Origin of the sequence: Streptomyces sp. NPDC051963 (genome assembly GCF_044593495.1) — a bacterium.
Lineage (GTDB): Bacteria > Actinomycetota > Actinomycetes > Streptomycetales > Streptomycetaceae > Streptomyces.
This window is the reverse complement of record NZ_JBIUCC010000008.1, coordinates 509009-535656: the sequence shown is the minus strand read 5'-3', so window position 1 is coordinate 535656 and position 26648 is coordinate 509009. Positions and strand designations below refer to the sequence as shown.

The following is a 26648-nucleotide window of genomic DNA, read 5'->3' as shown; positions in this document are numbered from 1 at the left end:
AAGCACACCGACTGAGCCCGGCCGGTCAGCCTCCGCACTGCCGCAGCATCATCTCCTTGTCCGGTGCCGTCACCGGCATCTCGTACTTCAGGGAGACCTGCGCGAAGCGGACCGCGTACGCGCAGCGGATCTGCTTGCTCGGGGGGAGCCAGGACGCGGGGCCGGAGTCGCCCTTGGAGCTGTTGGAACGGCCCTCGGCCGGTATCAGGTTGAGCGGGTCGTTGGCGAGTTGCTCGCGTTTGTCCTCGGACCAGCGTGCGGCGCCCATCTGCCAGCTGTAGGACAGCGGCACCATGTGGTCGATCTGCACCTCGGTGGCTTTCTGCTTGCGCCACTCGATGGTCGTCGCGGTGTACGGGTCGTGCAGCGTCATGGAGATGACGACGCAGTCCGAGCCGGAGCGGAAACGGACGTCCTCCCCGTCGCGTTGGAGGAGGTCGTTGCGGGTGTCGCAGCCGTTCCGGGCCAGCGGCACACCGTCCGCCGAGTCCATCCAGGCGTAGCCGAACTCGTCGCGTTCGTAGCCCGTCTTCGGGCCGCGGCCCTTGGTCGTCACCTTCTCGATCAGCGTCCGCGCCTCGGCCCGGTCGGCGTCGGAGGTGAGGGGCGCGAGGCCCGGTTTGGTCCCGTCCGGGTTGTCCAGCGGGCTGGTACCCGAGCCGGAGGGTTCGTTCGAGCTCGATGGCTCGTTGTCCGCCTCGGGCAGATCGACGTTCTCGCAGCCCGCGAGCAGCAGTGCCATGCCCAGCATTACGGCGGCGGCCGCCGCCCCACCCCTGAGTTGTTTCACGTTGTCCCACGGTAGCGGCCGAGAGGTCCAGACCATATAGGGCTTTAATGCGCACTTCACGCAAGTCGGGCGTATCGTCGATCCTGAGTCACCTCCGGAGGGAGATCTGGATGGGTATCTTCGACAGGTTCAAGAGCAACAAGGCGGCGCAGGAGAAGGCCAAGGGCATGTCCGACGCCGCGGAACAGAAGGCCAACGAGAAGACGGGCAACAAGTACGAGAGCCAGGTCGACCAGGCGCAGCAGAAGGCAGAAGGCGCCATGGGCATCGACCGGGACAGGCCCCAACAGCCGTAGGACCACCAGACTCACGGAGGAGGCCGTCCGCGGAGACCCGTTCTCCCGCGGACGGCTTCACACTGTCCGGCGCCCGTCCCGGCTCCCGGCCCCTACACCTTCCCGATCCCCAACGTCGTCTCCGAAGGCAGCAGTCCGGAAGCCAGCACCGCGACCCAGAACTCGCCGAGCAGTTCGCTGAGACGGTCGGCGCCGGCCGGGCCGATGGCCTGCCAGGGGGCGGCGGCGAGCCGGTCGGTGTCCTCCTCGACCCGGCGGCGCAGCTCACGCCCCGCCTCCGTGGCCATGCCGTCCTGTTCCATCAGGCCGCGGGCGGCCAGACGGTCCTGCGCGGCGGCCCATTCCGCGCCGCTCCAGCCGCGGCTCTCGAAGCGCTCCACGGATGCGGCACCGATCGCCGCGAACGACACGAGCGCCTCGATGGGGTCGAGCCCGGCCACGAGGAGGGCCGCCAGGTGCCCGTCGCCGCGGTGCTCGCGCAGGATCGTCGCCGCCTGCCACAGCTGGAGGTGCGGGACGTCGGGCCACTCCAGCGCGGCGTTGGCCGCGGCGAGCGGGCGGCCCGCGGTGTTCGCCGCCTCGGCCGCGCGCCGGGCCAGGGCGACGGCCTCCGCGAGTTCGGCACTGGCGGTGCGGTCACCGAACAGCGCGCCGTAGGCCCGGTCGATCGCCCGCAGCCGCGCCGCCAGCACCGCCTCCGGGCTCGCGACCTGCCACGCGGAGTCGATGTGCTCGGCGACCATGCGCGGGCTGAAACTGTAGAAGGCGGAGGTCACACGCTCGCCGCCCACCGGGCCCAACGGCGCTGCCCGGTACGGGAAGTAGCTCGGCCAGCGCGCCTCGGTGGCGTACCCGAGCGCGGCGGCCTCCTCGAAGGCCTCCGGCGCGTAGTACAGCACCGCGTGCAGCGGCTCCAGCAGATGCCAGAGCTGACGCGCGCGCCCCGGCTCCACCGCGCCCTCGCTCCGCACCGGCACTTCCCCGAACTCCCCATCGGCCTGCGACATGACGTGCCCCCTCCCCGTATCCGCCCTCGCGCGGAACAGCAGCCCTACGATCCCAGGATCGACGCCAGGAACTCCCCGACCCAGCCGAGCAACTCCCGCCCGACCAACGGCTTCCCGCCCACCTTCGCGGTCTTCGGGCGCGGCACCAGCACCTGGTGGGCGGCCGGCTTGATGACCGTCCCCGGGTAGAGCCGCTTCAGCCGCAGCTCCTGCGACTCGCGCAACTCCACCGGTGCGAAGCGGATGTTGTTGCCCTGGAGGACGACCTCGCCGACGCCGCACGCGCGCGCGAGCATGCGCAGTCCGGCCACCAGCAGGAGGTTCTCGACGGGCTCGGGCAGCTTGCCGTAGCGGTCGACGAGTTCCTCGCGTACGGACTTGATGTCCTCCTCCGTGTTTGCGGAGGCGATGGACCGGTAGGCCGCCAGGCGCAGCCGCTCGCCCGGGGCGTAGTCGTGCGGGACGTGCGCGTCGACGGGCAGCTCGATCTTGACCTCCAGCGGCGGCTCCTCCTCCACACCGCCCTCCAGGGAGGCCCGGTAGTCCGCGACCGCCTCGCCGACCATCCGTACGTACAGGTCGAAGCCGACGCCCGCGATATGGCCGGACTGCTCGCCGCCCAGGAGGTTTCCGGCGCCGCGGATCTCCAGGTCCTTCATGGCGACGTACATGCCCGCGCCCATCTCGGTGTGCTGGGCGATGGTCGCGAGCCGCTCGTGGGCGGTCTCGGTCAGCGGCTTCTCCGGGGGGTAGAGGAAGTACGCGTATCCGCGCTCCCGGCCTCGGCCCACCCGGCCGCGCAGCTGGTGCAGCTGGGAGAGACCGAAGTTGTCGCCGCGCTCCACGATCAGGGTGTTGGCGTTGGAGATGTCGATGCCCGACTCCACGATCGTCGTCGAGACGAGGACGTCGTACCGCTTCTCCCAGAAGTCGACGACGACCTGCTCCAGTGCCTGCTCCGACATCTGGCCGTGGGCCGTCGCGATCCGTGCCTCGGGGACGATCTCGCGCAGCCGTGCCGCCGCCCGGTCGATCGACTCGACGCGGTTGTGGATGTAGAAGACCTGGCCCTCGCGCAGGAGTTCACGGCGGATGGCCGCGCCGATCTGCTTCTCCTCGTACGGCCCGACGAAGGTCAGCACCGGGTGGCGCTCCTCCGGCGGGGTGGTGATCGTCGACATCTCGCGGATGCCGGTCACCGCCATCTCCAGGGTGCGCGGGATCGGGGTCGCGGACATCGTCAGCACGTCGACGTTCGCGCGCAGCTTCTTCAGCTGCTCCTTGTGCTCGACGCCGAAGCGCTGCTCCTCGTCGACGACGACCAGGCCGAGGTCCTTGAACTTGGTCTCGGCGGAGAACAGCCGGTGCGTGCCGATGACGATGTCCACCGAGCCGTCGCGCAGCCCCTCCAGGGCCGCCTTGGCCTCGGTGTCCGTCTGGAAGCGGCTCAACGCCCGTACGTTGACCGGGAATTGGGAGTACCGCTCGCTGAAGGTCCCGAAGTGCTGCTGCACCAGCAGGGTCGTCGGGACGAGCACCGCGACCTGCTTGCCGTCCTGTACGGCCTTGAAGGCGGCGCGGACCGCGATCTCCGTCTTGCCGTAACCGACGTCGCCGCAGATCAGGCGGTCCATGGGGACCGTCTTCTCCATGTCGTCCTTGACCTCGGCGATGGTGGTGAGCTGGTCGGGCGTCTCCGCGTACGGGAAGGCGTCCTCCAGCTCGCGCTGCCACGGGGTGTCCGCGCCGAAGGCGTGACCGGGCGCGGCCATGCGCGCGCTGTAGAGCTTGATCAGGTCGGCGGCGATCTCCTTGACGGCCTTCTTCGCGCGGGCCTTCGTCTTCGTCCAGTCGGCGCCGCCGAGCCGGTGCAGGGTCGGGGCCTCTCCGCCGACGTACTTGGTGATCTGCTCCAGCTGGTCGGTGGGGATGTAGAGGCGGTCGCCGGGCTGGCCGCGCTTGGCGGGCGCGTACTCCACGACCAGGTACTCGCGGGTCGCGCCCTGCACCGTCCGCTGCACCATCTCGATGTACCGGCCGACACCGTGCTGCTCGTGCACGATGTAGTCGCCCGCCTCCAGGGTCAGCGGGTCGATGGTCTTGCGGCGGCGGGCGGGCATCCGGGCGCCGTCCTTGCCGGCCGCCTTCTGGCCGGAGAGGTCGGTCTCGGTGAGGACCGCGAGCTTCAGCGCCGTGTCGACGAATCCGTAGTCGATCGAGCCGCACGCCACATGGACGACCGACGGGGAGATCTCCCCGAGCTCCCCCGTCTTTGAATCGGAGCCGGCCAGCCGGGCCGCGATGCCCTCGCCGCCCAGCACCTCGACCGTACGGGCCGCGGGGCCGTGGGCCTCGGTGACGTACACCGTGCGCCAGCCGTCGGCGAGCCAGCCCTTGGTGTCGGCGAGGGCCCGCGCGGTGTCCCCGCGGTACGACTCCGGCGCGTGCATGCCGAGCTTGAGGGTGTCCGCGTCGAGCTCCTCGTCCGCCGCGAACGGCGACACCGACCACCACATCATGTCCAGCTCACGCGCCCGCTCCCGGACGTCCGCGATGGACCACAGGGAGGCCGCGCCGACGTCGATCGGCGCGTCGCCGCCGCCTGCCGTGGCCGCCCAGGAGGCCTGGAGGAACTCCTGCGACGTCGCCACCAGGTCCGAGGCACGCGTGCGTACCCGCTCGGGATCGCATACGACGGCCATGGCGCCCTTGGGCAGTACGTCGATGAGCAGCTCCATGTCGTCGACCAGGACCGGCGCGAGGGACTCCATGCCCTCCACCGCGATCCCCTCGGCGATCTTGCCGAGCAGTTCGCCCAGCTCGGGGTGGGCCTCGGCGAGGGCACGCGCGCGTGCACGCACCTCGTCCGTGAGCAGCAGCTCACGGCAGGGCGGGGCCCACAGGCCGTGCTCGGCGACCTCCAGGGAGCGCTGGTCGGCGACCTTGAAGTAGCGGATCTCCTCGACGTCGTCGCCCCAGAACTCCACCCGCAGGGGGTGTTCCTCGGTGGGCGGGAAGACGTCCAGGATGCCGCCTCGTACGGCGAACTCGCCACGCTTCTCGACGAGCTCCACGCGCGCGTACGCGGCGGCAGCGAGGGCTTCCACGATGGCGTTGAGGTCGGCGGTCTGCCCGGTCTTCAGGGCCACCGGTTCCAGGTCGCCGAGTCCCTTGACCTGGGGCTGGAGCACGGATCGTACGGGCGCAACGACAACCGAGACCGGGCCCGTCTCGGGGTCGTCGGTGCGGGGGTGGGCCAGCCGGCGCAGGATGGCGAGGCGGCGGCCCACGGTGTCGCTGCGGGGGCTCAGGCGCTCATGCGGGAGGGTCTCCCAGGAGGGGTACTCCGCGATGCCCTCCGGGGGGAGGAGGGAGCGGAGGGCCGCCGCCAGGTCCTCGGCCTCCCGCCCGGTCGCCGTCACCGCGAGGACGGGGCGGCCGGACTCGCGGGCCAGGGCGGCCACCGCGAAGGGGCGGGCCGCCGGGGGGCCGACGAGGTCGACGTGCATGCGGTTGCCGTCCGCGGCCGCCTTGGTCGCTTCCGCGAGGGCGGTGTCCTTGACGATGGCGTCGAGCAGACCGTGCAGGCTCATGTGGAGGAGGGCTTTCCGTCCGGGGGTGGGCAACGCGAAGGGCCCGACTCGTCGCACGGGCCGGGGGTCTCCAGCGTACGTCGGTGTCGGCGCGGGCGTCGGCGGCTGTGGATAACGTCGGTTTTCACGTGCCCGGCGTCGGTGTCGGCCTACCAGGGGGCTCCGCCCCCTGGACCCCCGGGCCTATGCCCACCCACCGCCCGACTCGGTCGGTTGAAGGGTCGGGCTCGAAAAGCAACATACGAGAGCCCGGCGCCGAAGAGTCCCCCAAGACTCCCCGGCACCGGGCTTTCCCCGCTCCCCCCGCTCCCCCGTCCCCGTCGGCCATCGCGACCCCCGTCCACGATGGCCGACGGGGCTTCTATTCGGTCGCGATGGCGTTCAGGACGTTCATACGGCCTGCCCGGAACGCCGGGATGAGGGCGGCGAACAGGCCCACGAAGGCCGAGCCGATGAAGACGCCGCCGATGGTGACCCAGGGGATCTCCAGGACGTTCAGGCCTTCCAGGGCGAGCAGCTTCTGGGCGGTCGCGCCCCAGCCCATGCCCAGGCCGAGGCCCAGCAGGGCGCCGAACAGGGCGATGACCACCGACTCCATGCGGATCATCCGGCGCAGCTGGCGGCGCGAGAGGCCGATGGCCCGCATCAGGCCGATCTCCCTCGTGCGCTCGACCACCGAGAGGGCCAGGGTGTTCACGACACCCAGGACGGCCACGATGATCGCCAGGGCGAGAAGGCCGTAGACCATGTTCAGGAGCTGGCCGACCTGGTCCTTCAGTTCCTGCTTGTAGTCGGTCTGGTCGCGCACCTGGTACTGCGGGTACGGCTCCATGGCCTTCTTCAGGGAGGCGTACGCCTGGTCCTGCTGACCGTCCTTGGCCTTGGCGAACATGATCTCGTTCGGCGGGATCTTGTCGGCCGGGAGGTACTTCCGCATCGTCTCGATGCTGGTGTAGCGCGCGCCCTGGTCGAGCGCGGAGTCGTCGTCCGTGATGGCGGCGACCTTGAGCTTCGCCGTCTCGCCGCCCTTGAAGGCGACGGAGATCGTGTCGCCGACGCGGACGGCGTGCTTCTTGGCGTACTCGGAGCCGACCGACATGGCGTCCTTGCCGTACGCGGCCGACAGTGTGCCCGCCGTGGTGGCGCGGCGCAGGTCCTCGGCGTACGTCGGGTCGGCGGCGGTGAGGCCGGAGTCGTCGGTCTTGCCGTCCGGGGAGGTCAGCGTGGCGTCGACGTCCTTGTAGCTGGTGACGTGGGCCAGGCCCGGGCTCTGCTCCATCGCCTTCTCGGCCTGCGGCACGATCCGCTGGTTGCCCTGGACGATGAAGTCCGCGCCGACCGACTTGTCGAGTTCGCTGGTGGCCGAGGCGACCATCGAGGAGCCGACGACGGAGAGACAGGCGACGAGTGCGAGGCCGATCATCAGGGCCGCGGCGGTGGCGCCGGTGCGGCGCGGGTTGCGCAGTGCGTTGCGCTCGGCCATGCGGCCCACGGGACCGAAGGCCCGTAGCAGCACCGCGCTGATCACGCGGACGACCGCACCCGCCAGCAGCGGACCGATCACGACGAAGCCGATGAGCGACAGGACGACCCCCGCGCCCAGCATCAGTGCGCCGTCGCTCGCCTTGTCGGCGGTGGCCGCCGTGTAGAGGGCGAACCCGCCGGCGCCCGTGAGCACCGCGCCGATCACGCCCCGGATCCAGCCCGCCTTGACGTCGGCCGGTGTACCGGCGTCGCGCAGCGCGGCCATCGGGGAGACCTTGCCGGCACGGCGGGCCGGCAGATAGGCGGCGAGGACGGTGACGACGACACCCAGGACCACACCGGCGATCGGGGTGCTGATCTTCACGGTGAGGTCGTCGGTGGAGAGGTTCATGCCGGCCAGCGACATGAGCTTCATCAGGCCGATGGCGATACCGACACCGGCAGCCACTCCGAGGAGGGAGCCGACGACGCCCAGGAACAGCGCCTCGACCAGCACGGAACGGTTGACCTGCTTGCGGGACGAACCGATGGCCCGCATCAGGCCGATCTCGCGGGTGCGCTGGGCGACCAGCATCGAGAAGGTGTTGATGATCAGGAAGATGCCGACGAGGAAGGCGATCCCGGCGAAGCCGAGCATGGCGTACTTGATGACGTCCATGAACTCGCCGACGCCCTCGCGGTTCTCGTCCGCGGTCTCCTGCTGCGTCTGGATCTTGTACGTGCCGTTCAGGGCCTGTGTGACGTTCTGCTTGAGCTGCGCGTCGGAGACGCCCGTGGCGGCACTGACGTTGAACTGCGTGAACCGGCCGGTGGCACCGAGGAGTTCGCGCTGTGCGGTGGCGGTGTCGAAGTAGACGATGGCGGCACCGGGGTTGGTCACCTTGAAGGTGGCGATGCCGACGATCTTCGCGGTGAAGTCACCGGTCTGCGCGATGGTGCGCAGTTCGTCGCCCAGCTTCAGGTCGTGCTTGTCGGCGGTGTCGGCGTCGACCATCACCTCGGTCGGCCCGCGCGGGCCGTGTCCGGAGGTGATCTCCATCGAACGCAGGTCGTTCTTCGTCCAGTTGCCGGCGATGGTGGGCGCGCCGGTCGACGAGCCCATGTTCTTGTTGTCGCTGTTGACGACGGTCACGTTCATCGAACTGACCGCGCCCTCGGCCGACTTGACGCCGTCGGCCTGCTGGGCCCGCGCCAGCAGCGAGGCGGGCAGCGACTCGGGGACGCCGTTCTGCGGGGTCTCGTCGCTCTTGGCCTCCTTCGGGGAGACCGTCACGTCGGAGGAGGTGGTCGAGAAGAGCTTGTCGAACGTCGTGTTCATGGTGTCGGTGAACACGAGCGTGCCGCACACGAACGCCACCGACAGCAGCACGGCGACCGCGGAGAGCGCCATCCGCCCCTTGTGCGCGAAGAAGTTGCGCATCGAGGTCTTCAGGACGGTCATGACGTACGCCCCCGGGCGTCGAAGTCCTTCATCCGGTCGAGGACGGCGTCGGCGGTCGGCTTGTACATCTCGTCGACGATGCGTCCGTCGGCGAGGTACAGCACGCGGTCGGAGTACGAGGCCGCCACCGGGTCGTGGGTGACGATCACGATGGTCTGCCCGAGCTCGTCGACGGACCGCCGCAGGAAGCCGAGCACCTCGGCACCGGCCCGCGAGTCCAGGTTTCCGGTCGGCTCGTCACCGAAGATGATCTCGGGCCGGGCGGCCAGCGCCCGTGCCACGGCGACGCGTTGCTGCTGTCCGCCGGAGAGCTGGGTCGGCCGGTGCTTGAGGCGGTCACCGAGACCCACGGTGTCGACGACCTGCCCCAGCCACGCCTTGTCGGGCTTCCGCCCGGCGATGTCCATGGGCAGGGTGATGTTCTCTATGGCGTTGAGCGTCGGCAGCAGGTTGAAGGCCTGGAAGATGAACCCGATCCGGTCCCGGCGCAGTTGCGTGAGCTTCTTGTCCTTGAGCCCGGTGATCTCGGTGTCGTCGAGGTAGATCTGCCCGGACGTCACGGTGTCGAGCCCGGCGAGGCAGTGCATGAGGGTGGACTTGCCGGACCCCGAGGGGCCCATGATCGCGGTGAACTGCCCGCGAGCGATGTCCACGTCCACCTGGTCCAGGGCGACGACACGGGTCTCCCCGGACCCGTACGCCTTGACGACCTGCCGCGCCCGCGCGGCAACGGCCGTACGCCCTCCAGTGCCCCCGTGCCTGGGAATGGTCACAGCCGATGTCACGGTATGTCTCCTATGTCGGTCAGCAGATGAAGCGTGCTGGTTCAGCCGGTGGTGCGAGAGAATCGGTACGCCCATGAGTCTGGTGTCGGAAGGGTGTCCGGCGCGCTGGTGCCCGGCCCCGTCTTTTCCTGGGGAAAACCCCACCCCCGCGGGTTCGGTACGGCGCCCCCCTCGGCGTAAAGCCAGGTTAAGGACGACCCGGTCCCCGTCTCGTCCTCCGCCGGGACGAACCCTCCCCGAGCCCTAGTACGGAGAGACCCCTAGGGGCAGTCCACCCTTCGGTGGAGTACTTCTCGGGGTTCACTCCACCCTCGGGCCCACTCAGCCTCCACCCTCCCGCGACAATCAGCAGGTGCCGCGCGAAGCGCGTCGTTGAGGGGTGGTGGCTGGGCGACGGGAGGGCCAAGTGGGAGAGTGGTCGCGGCAGATAGATGCAGGGGGAAGGAATCCGGTGGGCGGCAGTACGAGACCTGCGATACGCGACACCGAGCGGCGTACCGGAACCGAGAAGCGGGGAGCCGTCGTGGCGGCCCTGATGCTCGCGATGGCGCTGGCGGCCCTCGACTCCACCATCGTCTCCACGGCCGTACCGCAGATCGTCGGCGACCTCGGCGGCTTCTCCGTGTTCTCCTGGCTCTTCTCCGGCTATCTGCTGGCCGTGACGGTCACCCTCCCCGTGTACGGCAAACTCTCCGACACCTTCGGCCGCAAACCGGTGCTGATCGCGGGCGCCGTGATCTTCCTGCTGGGCTCGCTGCTGTGTGCGGTGGCCTGGAACATGTGGGCGCTGATCGCGTTCCGGGTCGTGCAGGGTCTGGGCGGCGGGGCACTTCAGGGCACGGTCCAGACCCTGGCCGCCGATCTCTACCCCCTGGAGGAACGCCCGAAGATCCAGGCCAAGTTGTCGACGGTGTGGGCGGTGTCGGCGGTCGCGGGACCGGGGTTGGGCGGGGTCCTGGCGGCGTACGCGGACTGGCGCTGGATCTTCCTGATCAACCTGCCCATCGGCGCGGTCGCCCTGTGGCTGATCGTCCGGCACCTGCACGAACCCGAGCGGGAGCGGGCCGCACGCGCGCGTGTCGACTGGGCGGGCGCGCTCGCTGTGTTCGCGTGCGGCGGCGTGCTGCTGACGGCGCTGGTGCAGGGCGGGGTGGCGTGGCCGTGGCTGTCGGCGCCGTCTGTGGTGCTGATCGGTGCGGGGCTTGCGCTGGTGGCGGTGGTGGTCCTGGTGGAGCGCCGGGCGGCGGAGCCGATCATCCCCGGGTGGGTGTGGCAGCGCCGCACGATCGCGGCGGTGAATCTCGCGCTCGGCGCACTGGGGTTGCTGATGGTGGCCCCGACGGTGTTCCTGCCGACGTACGCGCAGTCGGTGCTGGGTCTTGCGCCGGTGGCCGCCGGGTTCGTGCTGTCGGTCTGGACGCTGAGCTGGCCCGTGTCGGCGGCGCTGAGCCAGCACGTGTACCGGCGCATCGGCTTCCGCAACACGGCGATGCTGGGCGTGGGTTCGGCCGCGCTGATACTCCTGGCCTTCCCCTTCCTGCCGTATCCGGGCGCGGCCTGGCAGCCGATGCTGCTGATGCTGTTGCTGGGCGCGGCGCTCGGCCTCTTCCAACTCCCGCTGATCATCGGGGTGCAGTCGACCGTGGGCTGGTCGGAGCGGGGGACGGCGACGGCGTCGATCCTGTTCTGCCGGCAGACGGGCCAGACGATGGGCGCGGCGCTGTTCGGGGCCGTCGCGAACGGTGTGCTGGCCTCTCGGCTGGGCGGCGCGAGCGACCTGGACTCGGTCACTCGGGCACTCGACTCGGGTACGGCACCTGAGGCCACCCGGCGGGCCATCGCCGACGCGGTGCACGCCGTGTACCTGGGGGCGTCCTGCGCGGCGGCGCTGGCCTTCCTGGTGCTGTTGCTGCTGGCGCCGAGGCGGTTCCCGGTCCTTACGGAAGACGGACGCTGACCTCGGGGTTGTCCGGTGACGGGCCGTCGAGCAGGGGCTGCGGGATTCCCTTCAGATGCAGGTCGAAGAAGGCCGCGAGGTACGTGCGCGTGAGCGCCTGCGAGCGTTCGTAGGGCAGCGGTGCGGTGTCCGGGATGCCGACCAGCTCCGCGAGGAGGGGTACGTCGGTGAAGGAGCCGTGGTCGGCACCGGCAACCGTCAGCCAGCGCTTCCAGCCGTCCAGGTCGGCCCAGGTCCGGTGCCAGGTCTCGTCGCCGGCCCGTTCCGCGGCCCCGAACATCAGGAAGGGACGGCCGTCGAGTCCGGTGGCGGGCACCGGGGCGAAGAACGTGCCGTCCATGTTCGCGCCGGCCCGCACCCGCGCGTCCTCGGCCATCGTCGCGGCGGCGGAGGCGCCACCGATGGAGTGCCCGGCCATCCCGATCCGCTTCGTGTCGATCACGCGCGCGTGCCGCCACGCCGGGTGGCGCCCGGTCAGCCGGTCGAGCACGAAGGAGACGTCCTCGGCACGGCTCTCGGCGACCGCCGAGCCGCCGATCGTGGAGAACGTGTCGCAGATGGCGCAGGGCAGGGTCTGCCCGTCGGGGAGGGTCGTGCCTGCGTTCTCATACGGATGATCGACCAGCGCGACGACATACCCACGGCTGGCGAGGTCCTCCGCGAGACCGGTGAGCGTGGCACGCGGGAACGTGAACCCGGGCGAGAGCACGACGAGCGGGAACCTGCCGTGCGCCGGGCGCGCTTCGGTGTGCGCCCAGGTGCGGACACCGCTGAGCGTCTCGGGCTCGACGGTGGCGTCCGGCGCCCTCAACTCCAGCAGGAGACGGGCCTCTTCGGTGGTCATGTAGGGAGCCGTCGGTCCGCCCGTGCCGGGGCGTGCGGGGTAGTACATGGACACCATCAGCTGACGGGCGCCGGCGGACGGCACCCAGGGGTCCGGACGGTCGGCGTCGACGAGGTGCAGCGTGCTGCGGCCGACGTCGTGCGGCCCTGTGGGGCGGGGCAGTTGGGCCGATACGGATACCGGGGCCGCGGAGGACGCGGGGGCGGCGGTGGCGGAGCCCGCGCCGACCAACGGCAGGGTCAGGGCAGGTCCGAGGACGAGAAGTGCGGACGCGGCCGCCGCCGATAAGCGTGATCTGGTCATGCGGAGGACCGTAGGCCGCACACCCCTGATCTGGCGTCACTCCGCGGTCGTAGGCCAGGGGTACCGAGCGACGGAACCGCTGCCCTACCTCAGTCGGACAGCCCCCTCCCGGGTCCACCTACCCTGTCCCCCATGCCGACCCTGGAGCGCCTGCGCGCCGACCACGCGGACGCCGTGCTCGCCTTCGAGCGCGAGAACCGGGAGTACTTCGCCCGTACGATCCCGGACCGCGGCGACGCGTACTTCGCCGACTTCACCGCCCGGCACGCGGCCCTGCTCGCCGAACAGGACGCCGGAGTCTGCCACTTTCACCTCGTACTGGACGACGCCGGGCTCCTCATCGGACGGATCAACCTGGTCGACGTGGCCGACGCGTCCGCCGAGTTGGGCTACCGGATCGGCGAGCGGGCGGCGGGCAAGGGGGTTGCCACGGCGGCGGTCGCGGAGGTGTGCCGCCTGGCCGCAACGACCTACGGGCTGACGTCCCTGTTCGCGATCACCACCCTGGACAACCGCGCGTCCCGGACCGTCCTGGAACGCAGCGCCTTCACCGCCGTGGAGGGCACCACCACCATCGACGGCCGGCCCGGGGTCCGCTATCGGCGTTCGCATCTCGGGCACTGACAGGGCGGAAAGCGGCCCGCAAGATCGAAGGGCACGTCCTTCCTGGACGGCTGGTACGTCACTTCCGGCCCCCAGGTCCGCCCACCGTCCCGGGACACCCGCAGCGTCATCGACGCCCCGATGAGCCCGTTCTCCTTCTCCTCGTCCCGCTGCTCCATACCAACGCCCTTCACTTTGCGTGTTGTTGCATGCACAGAGTGACGTCACCGCGGGTACGCTCGGAAGGTAGCTGAGCGTGACAACGGGGTCCGCACGGAGGGGGTTGCACGGGTGGCGATCGAGGACAATCCGCGCTCGCGGGAGCAGTACGGGGCGGAGCTGAAGCGGAGGCGGGAGGCGGCGGGGCTGACGCAGGAGGAGCTGAGTCAGCGGGCGGTGATGTCGCGGACGCACATCGCTCATATCGAGGGTGGGCGGCGGAGGCCGGATGTGGAGGATGCGCGGCGAATCGATCAAGCACTGGGAAGTGAGGGGTTCTTCGAGAACTTCCTGCCGACGCTGGACGGGCGCGAAGTGGCGGAACACTTCAAGGGGGCCTTGGAGTTCGAGAGCAGGGCGACGGTGGTCAAGGAGTACGCGCCCAGCCTGATCCCGGGCATCCTGCAGACTCAGCCCTATGCCTACGAGGTGCTCAGCTGCGGGTATCCGCGCAAGAGCGATGAGGAACGTGACAAGCTCCTCGTCACACGTCTCGAACGGGCGCGCATCCTCGACGACTTCCACTCACCCGAGGTCTGGGTTCTGCTCGACGAGTCGGTGTTGCGGCGTGTCGTGGGCGGGCCCGGCGTGATGTGCGAGCAGCTCCGTCACGTCGTGGAGTTGGGTGAACGCCGTCGCATCCGGGTGCACGTACTCCCCTACTCCGCGGGCGCACACGTCCTGCAAGCGGGCTTCCTCTCACTCATGTGGTTCGAGGAACTGCCGCCCATCGCGTACGCAGAGGGCGTGAACAACGGGCGGATCCTGGAACTGCCGCCCGTGGTGCGCGAGTGCCAGGAGATCTACGATCATGCTCTGGGTGACGCCTTGTCGCACCGGAAGTCCCTGGACCTGCTCAGGTCCATCGCGGAGGATTACGAGCATGAAGCGCAGCGAGAACATCATCCCTGACGCATCGGTGCTCTCCGCCTGGCGAAAGTCCAGCTACAGCGGCGGCAGCAGCGACTCGTGCCTCGAGGTCAACGACACCGCCCGCCCCGTACACATCCCCGTCCGCGACAGCAAGAACCCCACCGGCCCGGCGATCGCCTTCTCCGCCCCCGCATGGTCCGCGTTCGTCACTTCTCTCGGTCGAACCACGCCGTAGCCTCCGGCAGAAACAGCAGCACCACCACAGGCACCCCGACCACGATGCGCAACGCGGCGTCCACGAGCTCCGCCGGCGCCGCGGCGCCGAACGCTTGGCGGAACGACGGCACGAGCACGAACACCATCAGCACGATGGTCGTGACCCGAACCCCGCCCCTCGCACTGCCGTCAAACGTCAGGGCGAGCAGCGCACATACCCACACGAAGAACCAGGCCCCGATCACCTGCCCAAGGCCATAGGACGTCAGCCCATCCCTCATCGCAAGTATGAGGAGCAGCCCCGTGAACGCCAGCCCGTACAACAGCAGTTGAACCGCGCGTACGCGCCGGGGCATAACTGCTTCGGTAGACGGAATCATCAGACTCTTTTTCTCTCCATGCGGCATTTGGCATGCCGCCCATGCAAGTGCTCCAGCATAGAAATCTTTTGGCCACACCCTTCCCCCTGTCCCCCATGCCGACCCTGGAATGTTGAGGCGAGACGTATCGTCTTGCTATGGTGAGGGCATGGCTTTTCTCTTCTTCGTCTGAGTCCGGGCACGGCCGATGCCGCCGTTTCTGCTGCCCGTAGACCCAACGCATCCCAGGGAAAGTCATATGCGCGACCGCGCTCACACCTCCGCGCCCGCATCCGTGGCGCAGCTGGCCGTCAAGGACGTCAGCAAGACCTACGGCACCCGGACCGTGCTCGACCAGGTCTCCTTCACCGTCAGGCCGGGTGAGAAGATCGCCGTCGTCGGCGAGAACGGCTCCGGCAAGTCCACCCTGCTGCGGCTGCTCGCAGGGGCCGAGCCGCCGGACGTCGGGGAGATCACCGTCAGCTTCGACGGGGGTACCGGCCACCTCGCCCAGACGCTCGACCTCGACCCGGACTGCACGGTGCAGGACGCCGTCGACCTGGCCCTCGCCGACCTGCGGGACATGGAGCGCCGGCTGCGCGCGGCGGAGGAGCGCCTCGGTGAGGCGACGGAGGACGAACTCGACGCGTACGGCGAGCTGTTGCTCGCGTACGAGGAACGCGGCGGGTACGCGGCGGACGCCCGCGTCGACGCCGCGCTGCACGGGCTGGGGCTCGCCGGGATCACCCGCGACCGGGTGCTCGGCTCGCTCTCCGGTGGCGAGCAGTCCCGCCTGGCGCTGGCCTGCGTACTGGCCGCCGCCCCCGAGCTGCTGCTCCTCGACGAGCCGACCAACCATCTCGACGCCACGTCCGTGCACTGGCTGGAGGAGCATCTGCGCGCGCACCGCGGCACCGTCGTCGCGGTCACCCACGACCGCGGCTTCCTGGAGCGGATCGCCACCACGATCCTCGAAGTGGACCGGGACGCGCACACGGTGCACCGATACGGCGACGGCTGGGCCGGCTACCGCGCCGCGAAGGCCTCCGCCCGGCGCCGCGCGGAGCAGCAGTACGCGGACTGGGTCGAGGAAGTGGCGTACACCGAGGAACTGGTGGAGGCCGCCGGGAAGCGGCTCGCCCTCACCGGCCGCGACCCGAAGCAGGGCTTCGGCAAGCACCGCCGCTCGCACGAGGCGAAGCTCGGCGGGCAGGTGCGGGCGGCCCGGGAGCGACTGGCCCAGCTGCGACGCGAGCCGGTGGCGGCACCCCCGGACCCGCTGCGGTTCGCCGCCGCGCTGACGGCGGCGGACGGCGGGCATCCGGCCGACCGCCCGCTCGTCGAGCTCGACGGTGTGGTGGTCGGCGAGCGGCTGCGCCTGGCCGGTCGTCTGGCAATCGCTCCCGGCCACCGTCTGCTGGTCACGGGCGAGAACGGCGCGGGCAAGACGACCCTGCTCCGCGTGCTGGCGGGCGACCTCCGGCCCGATGCGGGCACGGTGCGCCGGCCGGCACGGATCGGGTACCTGGCCCAGGAGCTGCCCGCCCGCTCCACCCGGCTCCCCCTGCTGGCCGCCTTCGCGGCCGGGCGACCCGGTCAGCCGGACGAGCACACCGAAGAGCTGCTGTCCCTCGGCCTGTTCCGCGAGGAGGACCTGCATGTGCCGGTCGCGGCGCTGTCGGCGGGGCAGCAGCGCCGACTGCAGATCGCCCGCCTGGTGACCCGGCCCGCGGATCTGCTCGTCCTCGACGAGCCGACCAACCACATCGCGCTCGACCTGGTCGAGGACCTGGAATCGGCGCTCGCCGAGTATCCCGGCGCGGTGGTGGCGGTCTCGCACGACCGCGGCTTTCACGAACGGTTCCCGGGAGAGCGGCTGGAGCTGCGCGACGGCCGCACGAGCTGACACTGTCTGCCGGCCTCCCCTAGGGCGGTTCCCCCACGCCCGTTCCGGGACGGACCGCCCTCCGGCAGGACGCCCGACCGTCCGCCGTACGCGTCTGCTGGAGTCATGGACTTCAACAGGCGTACGGCGATGGCGGCGGGCGTGGGTGCGGTGGCGGCGGTGGCCGTCGGGGGCGGAGCGGAGGCGGCGGGCGCGGCGCCCGTCGTGATCTCCGTGCCCGGTGAGGCCCCGCTGCGGACGAACATCCCGGTCGTCCGGGACCGCCGGGCCTCCGGTGGCCGGCTGCTGGCGCTGCGAACCGCCAAGCGGCCGCCGGCGCACGGCTGGTACGCCACATACGCGGTGCACGCCCCGCACCCCGGCATCCACACCCTCACGGCCATCGCCACCGCCCCCGTCGAGACCCCGCACACCGAGGCCGTCGCCTCGTACCTCCGACTCGCCGTCAACGACGTCCCCTTCACCGACCTGGCCCGCTCACAGCCGCACTGGTACGAGTCGAAGCCCGCCTGGGGCGACCTGTCCGTACTCGACCTCGGCCGCGTGGAACTCCGGCGCGGCGACAACACGTTGACCCTTCGGGTCGACGAACCCGCCGTCCTCGACACCACCACCGCCTACGCCCTCTCCCTCGACCACCTCACCCTCCGCCTCCTCCACCGCCACCCCGCCCTGCACCGGCTCACCGTCCCCCGCCACCGCGACGGCGAGCCCGCCCGCCTGCACCTGGCCCTCGACGGCCACGCCACCCGCCCGCACCTCGTCCCCTACTCGGTCACCGACTACGACGGCCACCACGTCGCCGCCGGACACGCCACCGTCCCCACGGGCCGGACCACCGCGACCGTCGCCCTCCCCGACGGCCTCCCACCCGGCCACTACCGCGTCCACGCAGACGGCGTGACCGGCGCCTTCGCCCGCCTCCCCGCCCGCCCGGCGCCCACCGGCACGGCCAGCCGCTTCGGCGTCAACGTCTGGCACTCCTCCCTTGTCCCACCGTCCCGGCTCCCCGAATTCGCCGCCGCCGTAAGGGACATGGGCGCGGGCTGGGTGCGCGACGGACAGTCCTGGCCGGTGGCCGAGCCCGCCCCCGGCGTGTACGACACCGCACGCCACGACCACGCGATCCGCACCCTGCGCGCCCACGACCTCGCCGTCCTCGATGTCCTCTCCCCCGCCCCCGAGTGGGCGATGACCGACGCCTCGCTGCCCCTGCCCGCCGACCTCCGCCACGCCTACCGCTACGCCCGCCGTCTCGCCCAAGCCGCCCCGGAGGCACTCCAGCTCTCCAACGAACCCGACGTCGACACCACCCGCAGCACGGGCGACGCCCACGCGGCCTTCGTGAAGGCGGCCGCGCTCGGCATCAAGGACGCCTCCGCCGAGCCCCCGGTCGTCGTCCTGCCGGGCATCGCGCAGACGGGCCCCTTCCAGGACCTGATGCTGGCGAACGACGTCGTCCGGTACGCCGACGTCTGGGCCTTCCACGGCTACCCGGACCCGAGCGTGCCGGGTGAGCCGCGGTTCCCCGGCGCGGCGGACGAACAGCACGCGCTCGCCCGGCGGCACGGGGCGGACGTACCGCTGTGGATGACGGAGTGCGGCGCGTTCCTGAAGGCACGCGCGCGTGAGGATCTGACGCCCGCGCAGGAGGTCGTACAGGCGCGGTATCTGGTGAAGTCCATGGTGGAGGGGCTGGCGGCCGGGAATGCCCGGCAGTTCTGGTTCGCCGGGCCGCCGCTGCACGACGACGGCGTGCACTTCGGGCTGTTGGACCGGGAGTTCGCACCGCTGCCCGCGTACAGCGCCTTCGCCGCGCTGGCCTCGCTGCTGGGGGAGGCGCGATTCGTGCGGGCCGGGCAACTGGCGGACGGTGTCCGGGCGTTCGTCTTCGACAGCGGACGCGGTGAGCTGGTGACGGTGGCGTGGGCTGTGGCGGGGGATGGGGCGGGAGATGGGGCAGGGGAAGCGGCGGGGGATGTGCGGTTGGGGCTGCCGGGTGTGGCGTACGACATCATGGGGCGCCGGATCTCCGGGAGCGCGACCGCCTCGGCCGATCCCCTCTACGTCGTCTCACGTGCCGGTTCCGAACCGTGCGGGGCGCCTCCGGGCCGCCGCCTCCTCTCCCCCGCCGAGCACATCGTCCTCAGCCAGCGCTACCCCGCCCGCAACGCCGCCCCCGGCAAGGACAACGGGGACGCGCCGCCGCCGTACGGGTACCGCCTGGGCCGTCGTACGCGCATGACCGTCGACGTCTACAACTTCGGCACGAAGGATTCACATGTGACGGTGACAGGGCGTGCGGACGGCGGGTGGTCGGTACGGCGGCAGGGCGGCACGGGGCGCGTCCGGGTGCCTGCCGGCGGACGGGTGGGCGTCAACTTCACGGCTGTGGCGGGGAGTTCGGTGCGACGGCGGATCGATCACCGGGTGACGTTCCGTGCACGGTTCGACGATCACCCGGAGGGCTCCGACGCGCCCGTCTCCGTAGCGCTCGTCCACCTCAAGTAATCGTAAAAAGTCTGAGTTAACGCGGGTAACAGCCCAGGTCAGCGTAGCAAGCGCATACCGACCACTCAGTTTGGTGAAAACCTCGACCGTCCCGGCTACCTGCGAGTAGCGTGCGCACTCCGCTCGCCCCCCACCTCCCTGCGGTCCGTCACCCAGCGGACCCGAACCGCGCAAGGAGCATCGGGATGTCCTACGACCCGTACACCTACCCGTGGGCGCCACCGCCCCCACCCGAACCGCCCGCCGCCCGGCGGGTGCCGGACCGGCCGCCGCTCGGGCACCACCGCGATCTGCGGATCCTGCGCACCGCCTACCGCTGGCAGCGGCGGGTCGCCACGCTCACCGCGCTGGGCTACTTCACGCTGTTCCTGATCCTGTCGGCCTTCGCGCCGGGGTTCATGACGAGCACCGTCACCGACGGCCTGCCCGCAGGGCTGCTGCTCGCGCTGCTCCAACTGCCGGTCACCTGGCTGGCGATCGGGCTGTACGAGCACACGGCCCGCCGCCGTGTCGACCCGCTCGCCGAGCGCATCCGCAAGGAGGCCGCGCTGGACGCGAAGCGGGAGGGGACGACGCGATGACGACGGACCTGGGCAACAGCTCGATGTCGCTCGTGGCGTTCTCGGCCGTGGTCACCATCACCCTGCTGCTGTGCGTGATGACCGGGCCCGACCGCGACGACCTCGACGAGTTCTACACCGGCTACGGCTCCCTGTCCGCCATGCGCAACGGGCTGGCCATCGCCGGGGACTACGTCTCCGCCGCGACGGTCCTGGGCACCGTCGGGGTGGTCGCGCTCTACGGCTACGACGGCATCGTGCTGGCCCTCAGTACCGCCCTGTCGCTGATGCTGCTGATGTTCCTGCTGGCCGAACCGCTGCGCAACGCGGGCCGGTTCACCATGGGGGACGCGCTGGCCCGCCGTATGCCGGGGCGGGGCGTGCGCATCACGGCGTGTGCGGTGACCATCGCGGCGCTGCTTCCGCTGATGCTGGTGCAGCTGGCGGGGACCGGGCAGCTGATGGCGTACATCCTGGGTTTCTCGGGGGACGCGCTGAAGACGGGCTGCATCGTCGGGGTGGGCGCGCTGATGATCAGCTACGCCGCGATCGGCGGGATGAAGGGCACGGCCCTCATCCAGATCCTGAAGATCGTGATGCTGCTCGGCTCGGGCGGCGTGATCGCCGTACTGGTGATGAACCGGTTCGACTGGGACGCGGGCGCACTGTTCGACACGGCGGCGGCGCAGAGCGGGGTGGGGCCGTCGTTCCTGGAGTCGGGGCTTCAGTTCTCCGGCGGACCGCACCCTCGACTGGACATGATCACTTCGCAGTTCGCGGTGGTGCTGGGCGGGGCGTGTCTGCCCCACGTCACGATGCGCATGTACACCGCGTCCAGCGCGCGTCAGGTGCGGCGTTCGATGTCCTGGGCGGTGTCGTGCGTGGTGCTGTTCGTGCTGGTCATCACCGTCGTCGGGTTCGGCGCTACGGCGCTCATCGGGCGGGCGGCGATCGTACAGGCCGATCCGCAGGGCAACTCGGCGTATCTGCTGGCCTCGCGGGCGGTGTTCGGCGCGGACGTGTCCACCGCGGAGACCCTCCTCTTCACGACGGTCACCACGGCGATCTTCCTCACCCTGCTGGCCTCCGTCGCGGGGATGATCCTCGCCTGCGCCAACTCCCTGGCCCACGACGTCTTCGCCGGCCGGGTACGGGAACTCTCCCCGCGCCGCGAGATGCTGCTGGCCCGGCTCTCCGCGCTGGCGGTCGGCGGCACGGCGATCCTGCTCGCCACGCTGGTCCAGAACCGCAGCCTGCAACCCCTGATCACGCTGTCCTTCTGCCTCTCCGCGTCGGCCATCGCCCCCGCCCTCGTCTACGGGCTCTTCTGGCGCCGCTACACCCGCACCGGCATGCTCTGCACGCTGATCGGCGGCACGCTGACCGTGCTGCTGCTGATGCCGGGCACGAACCTGGTCTCCGGATCGCCGTTCTCGGCCTTCCCCGAGGCCGACTTCAACTGGTTCCCGTTCACCACCACCGGGCTGGTCTCCATCCCGGCGGGCTTCGCCTTCGGGTGGCTGGGGACGGTGGTGTCCGGGCGGCGCAAGGCGGAGGAGCAGCGACGGCAGTACGAGGCGGTGGAGGGGTGGATCCTGGCGGGGGCGGTACGTCGGGGTGAGTGACGTGAGTGAGGGCCGGCGCGCACGAAGGACTCCGTGCACACCGGCCCCGCTCCCCCCTCCGCACCCCCGCTCCTCACTCCGCCGTGGCACGCCCCTTCAACGCGTTCAACGCGTTCAGGCTGTTGCGTACGCGGTCGATGTGGGCGCGTACCTCGTCCCAGCGCTCCCCGTGCTCACGCAGCACGCGCTCGGTCTCGCGGGCGATGCGGTCCTGGTGCGCCCGCGCCTCGGCGAGGATCTCCTCGGCCCGCGCCTCCGCCTCTTCCTGGCACCGTTCGATGGAGCCCTTGGCGTCGGCCGCAGCCTGCTCGGCCTCGGCGAGCGCGGTCTCGGCGAGTGCCACCTGTTCGGCGGAGCGAGCCTCCAGCGCGGCGACCCGTTCGGCCTCCTCGCTCTCGAACTCCTCCCACCGCTGGGCGTGCTCCTTGGCCTGCTCGGCCAGCACCCCGGAGGTGTGCTGTCGCGCCTCGCGCAGGGGAGCGAGGGACTCGGTACGGCTGTCCCTCACCTCGCGCCGGGCCGCGACACGGATCTCGTCGGCCTCGGTGCGCGCGACGTGGAGGGTCTGGCGGGCGTGTTCCAGGCCGTCGGCGATGGCCGCGTCCGCGTCCTCCTTCGCTGTGGCGTGCAGGCCGGCCACGTACGCCTGCACCTCTTCCGCACAGCGCTGCGCCTCCAGGCGCGCGCCCTCCCGTACGGCGGTGCCCTCCTCCTCGACGAGCCGGAACAACCGCCGCGCACTCTCCCCGAGCGCCTCGTACGTCTGCGGGCCCAGCTGCGACACGACCTCGCCCAGCCGTGCCGCCTCCGCGTCCATCTCCTTGGCGAGCACGGTGAGGCGGGCCGCGCGTTCCCAGGCGGCGTCCCGGTCCCGGGAGAGCGCCGCGATGTACGCGTCGGCCTGTTCGGGACGGTAGCCGCGCCCCCGTACGGCCACGAAGCCATGTGGCGACACCGATGCGCTGCTCATCCTGGGGACCCCTCTCCATCCGACGGCCACGAAAACACCTATTTCGCGCACATCCTGATGGATCGGGTGGAAGTGTTCATAACGCGACACTCCGCGCAGAGGTCACGGTCGGTCCGCGTCGGCCCGCTTCACCGCTCATCCCCAGGTGGTGCCCGCGGGCTCCCTGATGGTGGTGTTGATGCGGTTGAACAGGTTCGTCAGCGAAATGGTGAGGATCAGCGCCGCCAGCTCCGTCTCGTCGAAGTGGTCGGCGACCTCGTTCCACAGCGCGTCCGGCACCGATTCCTCGGAGATGTCGGCGAGCCGCGTGACGACCTCCGTCAACTGAAGCGCGGCCCGCTCGGCGTCACTGAAGAAGGGCGCGTGACGCCAGGCGGCGACGGCCGCGATCCGCTCGTCGCTCGCGCCGGCCTTGCGCAGGTTCACCATGTGCCCGTGCACACAGGCGCCGCAGCCGTTGATCTGGCTCGCCCGCATGCCGACGATCTCCTGCAACTCCGTGGGCAGACCGCTCTGGGCGATCGCCTGGTTGAGGGTGCCGATGCCCTTGAGGGCGTTCGGCAGGACGTACGCCGGGTTCTTCATCCGTGCCTGCATGATGCTGCCTCCTGAGTCAGTGCTGCCTTCACTGCACTGACGGAGCGCGGCGGGCGGTTGTGACGGGGTCCGCGAAAAAATCTCGTGCCCGACGCCGCGTACACGAACGAGCCGGGTCCGGTCACGGGACCGGACCCGGCTCGTCGGGTACGTACGGGGTTCAGCGGCGCGTCACAGCAGCCCGTCCCACATCTCCTCCAGCAGCACCGACCACCAGCTCTCCGGCGAGCCCAGCGCCGCCGGGTCGAGCGAGGCCAGCTGCGCCTGGAAGTCGACGGTCCAGCGGCCGGCCTGCTCCTGGTTCAGCCCGAACCGCAGCCGCCACATCCGGCCGAGCAGTGCCAGACACCGCTGGAACTCGGGCAGACCCGTGTTCACGAACTGCGGCGGTACGGACGCACCGCCCGGCCCCGCCTCCACCGGCACGGCGACGATGTTCGCCGTGCCGTACTGCACGCAGATCGCCTTGCCGAAGTCGCTGCCCATGACGAGGTACGAGCCCGCGTCCGGGGCCGGCTGCACCCTGCGCTCGGCGGCCAGCTCCGCCAGCGTCGGCACCGGCCGCCCCGGCTGGGCCTGCGCCCAGAAGAACGGGCCCATGTCCATCGGCAGCCCCGCCATCACCAGCGAGTGCGCCACGACCGGCGGCACACCCTGCCGGGACACCGCCGCCTGCTCGAACCGGAAGATCCCCGGCCCGAACGCGCCCGCCAGCTCCTGCGCGACCCCCTCCGGCGGGATCGGCGGCGCCGACTGCACCTGCGGCAACGGCGCCCGTACCGGGGCGGGGCGCGCGGGCCCGTCCGCGACCTGGTGCAACTCGCCCTGGTGGGCGAGCAGTTGCTGCATGCCCTGCTGCCTGCTCCCGTGATCCGTGCCGTACGGCGCGATGCTGGTGATCCGCGCCTGCGGCCACTGCTCCCGGATCATCCGCGCACAGTACGCACCCGGCAGCTCGCACGACTCCAACTCCGTGTGCAGCTCCAGCACCTTGTCCGGCGGGATGTTCATCGCCCGCAGCTCATGGAAGATCTGCCACTCCGGGTGCGGCGTCCCCGGCGCGGAACGCCGGATCAACTGCTGCTCGGAACCGTCCTGCGCGCGGTAGCGCAACACGGCCTGGTACCCGGGGCCGACGGTCGGCTGACCGGCGGGCTGCTGGGGGTAGCCGTAGGCCGGGGGTTGCGCGGATGCGGGTTGCCCGGGTGCGGGCCGGCCGGGAGGCGGTACGGCGCCGGGTGGGGCCGCGTGGGGGGCGGCGGGGAAACCGGGGGCGCCCACCGGGGGCCCGGACAGCACGGTCTCCGCGTAGTGCACGGCTCCGTCGCCGCCTGCTGAAGCACCTTGCGCGCCTGGGGGCTGGGGTGCGCGGGCCGGGGGCGCACCGGGCGGATTCGGCGCACCCGGAGCCTGGGGGGCACCACCCGCACCACCCGCACCGGCCGGGCCCTCGGAACCGTCGGGGCCGAGCGCCGACACGAGCTGGGTCGGCACATAGCCGCCCGCGGGCGTACCCGGCGCACCGGGCCCGGACGGCGGAGGCGGAGGAGGCGGCGGACCCCCGGCCCGCGCACCCGGCGACCCCGGGGCACTCGGCGGAGGCGGCACCACCCCGCCCCGCGCACGCGCGGGCGCCGCCTTGCTCGTGGCGGCGTCGGCGATGTCCTCGGCGTTCGGCGCAAGCGGCCGCGCCGGCGTACCCGGACCAGCCGGACCAGCCGGACCGCTCGGAGGCTGAGGTGCCCCCGCAGCCCCCGCACCACCGCCGGGCCCCTGCGGATACCCGTACGTCGGCGCAGGCGGCGGCGTACCCGGCACACCCGGGCCACCCACACCCTGCGGGTACCCGTACGTCGGAGCAGGCGGCGGCGTCTCGTCGTCGTCCCCGCCCAGCTGCGGCGCGAACACGGTCTCGGGCAGCGGCACCGAACGGTCGTCACCCGCATCCGCGTTGGTGTCGGTCCCGGCCCACGGAGTCGCCCCCGCAGGAGCACCCGGCACACCGCCTACGGCCCCGCCTGCCCCGTCCGAGGCAGCAGCGGGCCGATCCGCACTCCCATCATCCGAAGCCGAGACCGGACCCGAAGCCGGCCCCGAAGCCGGAGCCGAAGCCGGAGCCGGACCCGAAGCCGGAGCCCCCGACCCAACCCCCACCCCCGACCCCGAAGTCCCCCCACTCCGCCGATCCGGAATCCCCAACTGATCCGCCGCCTCCTGCAACCACTCCGGCGGCGTCAGCAGGAACGACGTCTGGTTCAGGTCCACCCGTGCCGGAGCGGCTGGCGCGGGCGCGGCGGCGTCGTCCGGGCCGCCGTACTCCTCCTCGTACCGGCGAATCACCTCGCCCACCGGCAGGGAGGGCCACAGCGTGGCCTCGCCGCTGTCCCGGGCGATCACCAACCGCTGGGCGCCGCCGTCCGAACGCGAACCGTCCGCGCGGTCCTCCGCCCACACCACGAACCCGAGGTCGAACTCCCGCACCCGCACCTCACGATGCTGGTACGAGGGCACATCCCCGTTGACCCACTCTTCCGCGCGCTCCTGCGCCTGCGCGAACGTCACCATGGCCGAAGCTCACTCCCCCACCGAAGTCACGGAAGACGCAGAAGACGCAGAATCCACCGGCACCGCGCGCGCGAACCCGCCGTCCACCATCAGATTCGCCACCGTCTCCAACTCCGGCGGCGACCCCGCCAGCCGGGACAGGAACGCGTCGAAGTCGTCCCCGCACGGCAGCAGCAGCCGCTCCACCCGCTCCGCGGGCGCCCAGGAGGGATCGACGTCCCGCGCGTCGTCGTACGCGCAGAACCACACCGAACCGATCCGCTCGCCCTTCACCTTCACGGCGAGCAGACCGCCCTGGACGAAGCCGACGCCCAGGTAGTCCTTGGTCAGATGGTCGCGCAGGCACTTGTTGACGTACACCAGGTCATTGATCGCCGCCTCGTCCCGCACCGTGAAGAACGGCTGGTCGATGAGCAGGCCCAGCTCCGCGTCGAGCGCGGTCCCCACCGGCGCACAGCCACCGGCCGCCTTCAGGAACGACCGGTACGCACCCGGCAGCCGGTACCCGAGGTCCTCCTCGACCCCCAGCGCCTGCGACTCCGACACCGCCACCCCGGACTTCGGCAGCCCGAAATGCGCCGGACGCGTCTCCTGCAACGGCCGCGTACCCCGCTTGTGCTGGTCCACGGCCGCCGTCGCCACACCGCCGTGATGCCGCAGCAACGCCTTCACCTCGACCGGAACCAACTCCAGCCGCCGCGAGCCCACCGCGTGATGCCACGTCCAGCCGTGCGGCGTCGCCACCGAGGAGATCGTGTCCCACAGCTCGTGCCCCGACGCCGCCATCGCCGCGTTCGCCGACACGTAGTCCGTCAACCGCAACTCGTCGACGCCGAAACCCTCCGGCGGATCGGCGATCTCGGCAGCCGCACGCGCATACGGCGAGAAGTCGGGGTAACCGCGCTCGTCGACCCGTACCCCTCTCGGGTGACGGGTCGCCCGGACCGGGTCCGGGAAGTGCACGACCTGTCCGGCGTAGGCCGCGTTCGGCGGCGCGGCTTGCTGCCCGAGCCGACCTGTCGTCATGGCGGTTGCCCCCTGCGGCACTCTGGACGACCCGCGGCGACCACCAACGACCCGCCACGGCCCGTATTCGACTGTCTCCAACGCGTTGACCGCGCGCATCGCGGTGCGAACAGCCTA

General features: G+C 71.2%; 20 protein-coding genes. 9 read left to right on the top strand and 11 right to left on the bottom strand.

Translation table 11 applies throughout. The features are described from left to right. Nucleotides 1–25 precede the first annotated feature (25 nt). Nucleotides 26–751, bottom strand: coding sequence for an HNH endonuclease family protein (locus ACIHFB_RS33880; protein ID WP_365276805.1), 726 nt, complete (start codon nt 749–751; stop codon nt 26–28). 149 nt (nt 752–900) lie between these two features. Here ACIHFB_RS33880 and ACIHFB_RS33875 point away from each other — a divergent pair, with 149 nt between their 5' ends. Beyond that, nucleotides 901–1086: an antitoxin gene (locus tag ACIHFB_RS33875; protein WP_365276496.1), complete on the top strand. Its 186-nt coding sequence runs from the start codon at nt 901–903 to the stop codon at nt 1084–1086. Nucleotides 1087–1178: 92 nt separating this feature from the next. Here the strand turns inward: ACIHFB_RS33875 and ACIHFB_RS33870 are convergent, their stop codons facing one another. From ACIHFB_RS33870 to ACIHFB_RS33855, 4 genes are all read right to left on the bottom strand, one after another. After that, nucleotides 1179–2093: a hypothetical protein gene (locus ACIHFB_RS33870; RefSeq protein ID WP_365276494.1), complete on the bottom strand. Its 915-nt coding sequence runs from the start codon at nt 2091–2093 to the stop codon at nt 1179–1181. 44 nt (nt 2094–2137) lie between these two features. After that, on the bottom strand, nt 2138–5686 hold the full coding sequence (mfd, locus tag ACIHFB_RS33865; protein WP_400128925.1) for a transcription-repair coupling factor: 3549 nt from the start codon (nt 5684–5686) through the stop codon (nt 2138–2140). Nucleotides 5687–6047: 361 nt separating this feature from the next. After that, complete coding sequence (locus tag ACIHFB_RS33860) at nt 6048–8612, bottom strand: FtsX-like permease family protein (protein ID WP_365276489.1); 2565 nt, start codon at nt 8610–8612, stop codon at nt 6048–6050. Beyond that, the gene (locus ACIHFB_RS33855; RefSeq protein ID WP_365276486.1) at nt 8609–9397 is read right to left on the bottom strand and encodes an ABC transporter ATP-binding protein; all 789 of its coding nucleotides are present in this window, start codon (nt 9395–9397) and stop codon (nt 8609–8611) included. Before ACIHFB_RS33855 ends, ACIHFB_RS33860 begins: the two co-directional genes overlap by 4 nt. A 451-nt stretch (nt 9398–9848) precedes the next feature. On the opposite strand from ACIHFB_RS33855, the gene ACIHFB_RS33850 reads away from it, so the two are divergent. Beyond that, nucleotides 9849–11354 carry an MFS transporter gene (locus ACIHFB_RS33850; protein WP_365276483.1) on the top strand — a complete coding sequence of 502 codons (1506 nt, stop codon included), beginning with the start codon at nt 9849–9851 and terminating at the stop codon, nt 11352–11354. Here the strand turns inward: ACIHFB_RS33850 and ACIHFB_RS33845 are convergent. After that, entirely contained in the window at nt 11335–12501 is a 1167-nt protein-coding gene (locus tag ACIHFB_RS33845) for an alpha/beta hydrolase (protein ID WP_365276480.1), read from the bottom strand. The genes ACIHFB_RS33850 and ACIHFB_RS33845 overlap by 20 nt on opposite strands. 132 nt (nt 12502–12633) lie before the next feature. On the opposite strand from ACIHFB_RS33845, the gene ACIHFB_RS33840 reads away from it, so the two are divergent. The 3 genes from ACIHFB_RS33840 (at nt 12634) to ACIHFB_RS33830 (ending at nt 14431) form a co-directional block, all read left to right on the top strand. After that, nucleotides 12634–13125 (top strand): GNAT family N-acetyltransferase, encoded by a 492-nt coding sequence (locus ACIHFB_RS33840; RefSeq protein ID WP_365276477.1) that lies wholly within the window; start codon nt 12634–12636, stop codon nt 13123–13125. 270 nt (nt 13126–13395) lie between these two features. Continuing rightward, nucleotides 13396–14235 (top strand): helix-turn-helix transcriptional regulator, encoded by an 840-nt coding sequence (locus tag ACIHFB_RS33835; RefSeq protein WP_365276474.1) that lies wholly within the window; start codon nt 13396–13398, stop codon nt 14233–14235. Further along, entirely contained in the window at nt 14207–14431 is a 225-nt protein-coding gene (locus ACIHFB_RS33830) for a DUF397 domain-containing protein (protein WP_365276471.1), read from the top strand. The genes ACIHFB_RS33835 and ACIHFB_RS33830 overlap by 29 nt, the downstream gene beginning before the upstream one ends. Here the strand turns inward: ACIHFB_RS33830 and ACIHFB_RS33825 are convergent. Then, a complete protein-coding gene (locus tag ACIHFB_RS33825) occupies nt 14403–14768 on the bottom strand; it encodes a hypothetical protein (protein WP_365276468.1) in 366 nt (121 codons plus the stop codon). The genes ACIHFB_RS33830 and ACIHFB_RS33825 overlap by 29 nt on opposite strands. Nucleotides 14769–15030: 262 nt before the next feature. On the opposite strand from ACIHFB_RS33825, the gene abc-f reads away from it, so the two are divergent. The 4 genes from abc-f to ACIHFB_RS33805 all read left to right on the top strand — a co-directional run bounded on the left by abc-f (nt 15031) and on the right by ACIHFB_RS33805 (nt 21373). After that, complete coding sequence (gene abc-f, locus ACIHFB_RS33820) at nt 15031–16677, top strand: ribosomal protection-like ABC-F family protein (protein ID WP_400128924.1); 1647 nt, start codon at nt 15031–15033, stop codon at nt 16675–16677. 105 nt (nt 16678–16782) lie between these two features. Then, nucleotides 16783–19188: a hypothetical protein gene (locus ACIHFB_RS33815; protein ID WP_400128923.1), complete on the top strand. Its 2406-nt coding sequence runs from the start codon at nt 16783–16785 to the stop codon at nt 19186–19188. Nucleotides 19189–19373: 185 nt separating this feature from the next. Then, nucleotides 19374–19769: a DUF485 domain-containing protein gene (locus ACIHFB_RS33810; protein ID WP_400128922.1), complete on the top strand. Its 396-nt coding sequence runs from the start codon at nt 19374–19376 to the stop codon at nt 19767–19769. Further along, a complete protein-coding gene (locus tag ACIHFB_RS33805; RefSeq protein ID WP_365276456.1) occupies nt 19766–21373 on the top strand; it encodes a cation acetate symporter in 1608 nt (535 codons plus the stop codon). Before ACIHFB_RS33810 ends, ACIHFB_RS33805 begins: the two co-directional genes overlap by 4 nt. A gap of 73 nt (nt 21374–21446) precedes the next feature. Here ACIHFB_RS33805 and ACIHFB_RS33800 read toward each other — a convergent pair whose 3' ends face one another. The 4 genes from ACIHFB_RS33800 to ACIHFB_RS33785 all read right to left on the bottom strand — a co-directional run bounded on the left by ACIHFB_RS33800 (nt 21447) and on the right by ACIHFB_RS33785 (nt 26531). Further along, entirely contained in the window at nt 21447–22343 is an 897-nt protein-coding gene (locus ACIHFB_RS33800) for a cellulose-binding protein (RefSeq protein ID WP_365276454.1), read from the bottom strand. A gap of 135 nt (nt 22344–22478) precedes the next feature. Then, nucleotides 22479–22940, bottom strand: a complete 462-nt coding sequence (locus ACIHFB_RS33795; RefSeq protein WP_400128921.1) for a carboxymuconolactone decarboxylase family protein — start codon at nt 22938–22940, stop codon at nt 22479–22481. Between the two features lie 171 nt (nt 22941–23111). After that, on the bottom strand, nt 23112–25505 hold the full coding sequence (locus ACIHFB_RS33790) for an SUKH-4 family immunity protein (protein ID WP_400128920.1): 2394 nt from the start codon (nt 25503–25505) through the stop codon (nt 23112–23114). 9 nt (nt 25506–25514) lie between these two features. Then, complete coding sequence (locus ACIHFB_RS33785; RefSeq protein ID WP_400128919.1) at nt 25515–26531, bottom strand: HNH endonuclease; 1017 nt, start codon at nt 26529–26531, stop codon at nt 25515–25517. Between the last annotated feature and the right edge of the window lie 117 nt (nt 26532–26648).

What these genes read in the sequence shown, in the direction of transcription:
- ACIHFB_RS33880 (WP_365276805.1), bottom strand. Translation starts at nt 751, where the DNA reads ATGCTGGGCATGGCACTGCTGCTCGCGGGCTGCGAGAACGTCGATCTG.
- ACIHFB_RS33875 (WP_365276496.1), top strand. Translation starts at nt 901, where the DNA reads ATGGGTATCTTCGACAGGTTCAAGAGCAACAAGGCGGCGCAGGAGAAG.
- ACIHFB_RS33870 (WP_365276494.1), bottom strand. Translation starts at nt 2,093, where the DNA reads ATGTCGCAGGCCGATGGGGAGTTCGGGGAAGTGCCGGTGCGGAGCGAG.
- mfd (WP_400128925.1), bottom strand. Translation starts at nt 5,686, where the DNA reads ATGAGCCTGCACGGTCTGCTCGACGCCATCGTCAAGGACACCGCCCTC.
- ACIHFB_RS33860 (WP_365276489.1), bottom strand. Translation starts at nt 8,612, where the DNA reads ATGACCGTCCTGAAGACCTCGATGCGCAACTTCTTCGCGCACAAGGGG.
- ACIHFB_RS33845 (WP_365276480.1), bottom strand. Translation starts at nt 12,501, where the DNA reads ATGACCAGATCACGCTTATCGGCGGCGGCCGCGTCCGCACTTCTCGTC.
- ACIHFB_RS33840 (WP_365276477.1), top strand. Translation starts at nt 12,634, where the DNA reads ATGCCGACCCTGGAGCGCCTGCGCGCCGACCACGCGGACGCCGTGCTC.
- ACIHFB_RS33830 (WP_365276471.1), top strand. Translation starts at nt 14,207, where the DNA reads ATGAAGCGCAGCGAGAACATCATCCCTGACGCATCGGTGCTCTCCGCC.
- ACIHFB_RS33825 (WP_365276468.1), bottom strand. Translation starts at nt 14,768, where the DNA reads ATGCCCCGGCGCGTACGCGCGGTTCAACTGCTGTTGTACGGGCTGGCG.
- abc-f (WP_400128924.1), top strand. Translation starts at nt 15,031, where the DNA reads ATGCGCGACCGCGCTCACACCTCCGCGCCCGCATCCGTGGCGCAGCTG.
- ACIHFB_RS33815 (WP_400128923.1), top strand. Translation starts at nt 16,783, where the DNA reads ATGGACTTCAACAGGCGTACGGCGATGGCGGCGGGCGTGGGTGCGGTG.
- ACIHFB_RS33810 (WP_400128922.1), top strand. Translation starts at nt 19,374, where the DNA reads ATGTCCTACGACCCGTACACCTACCCGTGGGCGCCACCGCCCCCACCC.
- ACIHFB_RS33805 (WP_365276456.1), top strand. Translation starts at nt 19,766, where the DNA reads ATGACGACGGACCTGGGCAACAGCTCGATGTCGCTCGTGGCGTTCTCG.
- ACIHFB_RS33800 (WP_365276454.1), bottom strand. Translation starts at nt 22,343, where the DNA reads ATGAGCAGCGCATCGGTGTCGCCACATGGCTTCGTGGCCGTACGGGGG.
- ACIHFB_RS33795 (WP_400128921.1), bottom strand. Translation starts at nt 22,940, where the DNA reads ATGCAGGCACGGATGAAGAACCCGGCGTACGTCCTGCCGAACGCCCTC.
- ACIHFB_RS33790 (WP_400128920.1), bottom strand. Translation starts at nt 25,505, where the DNA reads ATGGTGACGTTCGCGCAGGCGCAGGAGCGCGCGGAAGAGTGGGTCAAC.
- ACIHFB_RS33785 (WP_400128919.1), bottom strand. Translation starts at nt 26,531, where the DNA reads ATGACGACAGGTCGGCTCGGGCAGCAAGCCGCGCCGCCGAACGCGGCC.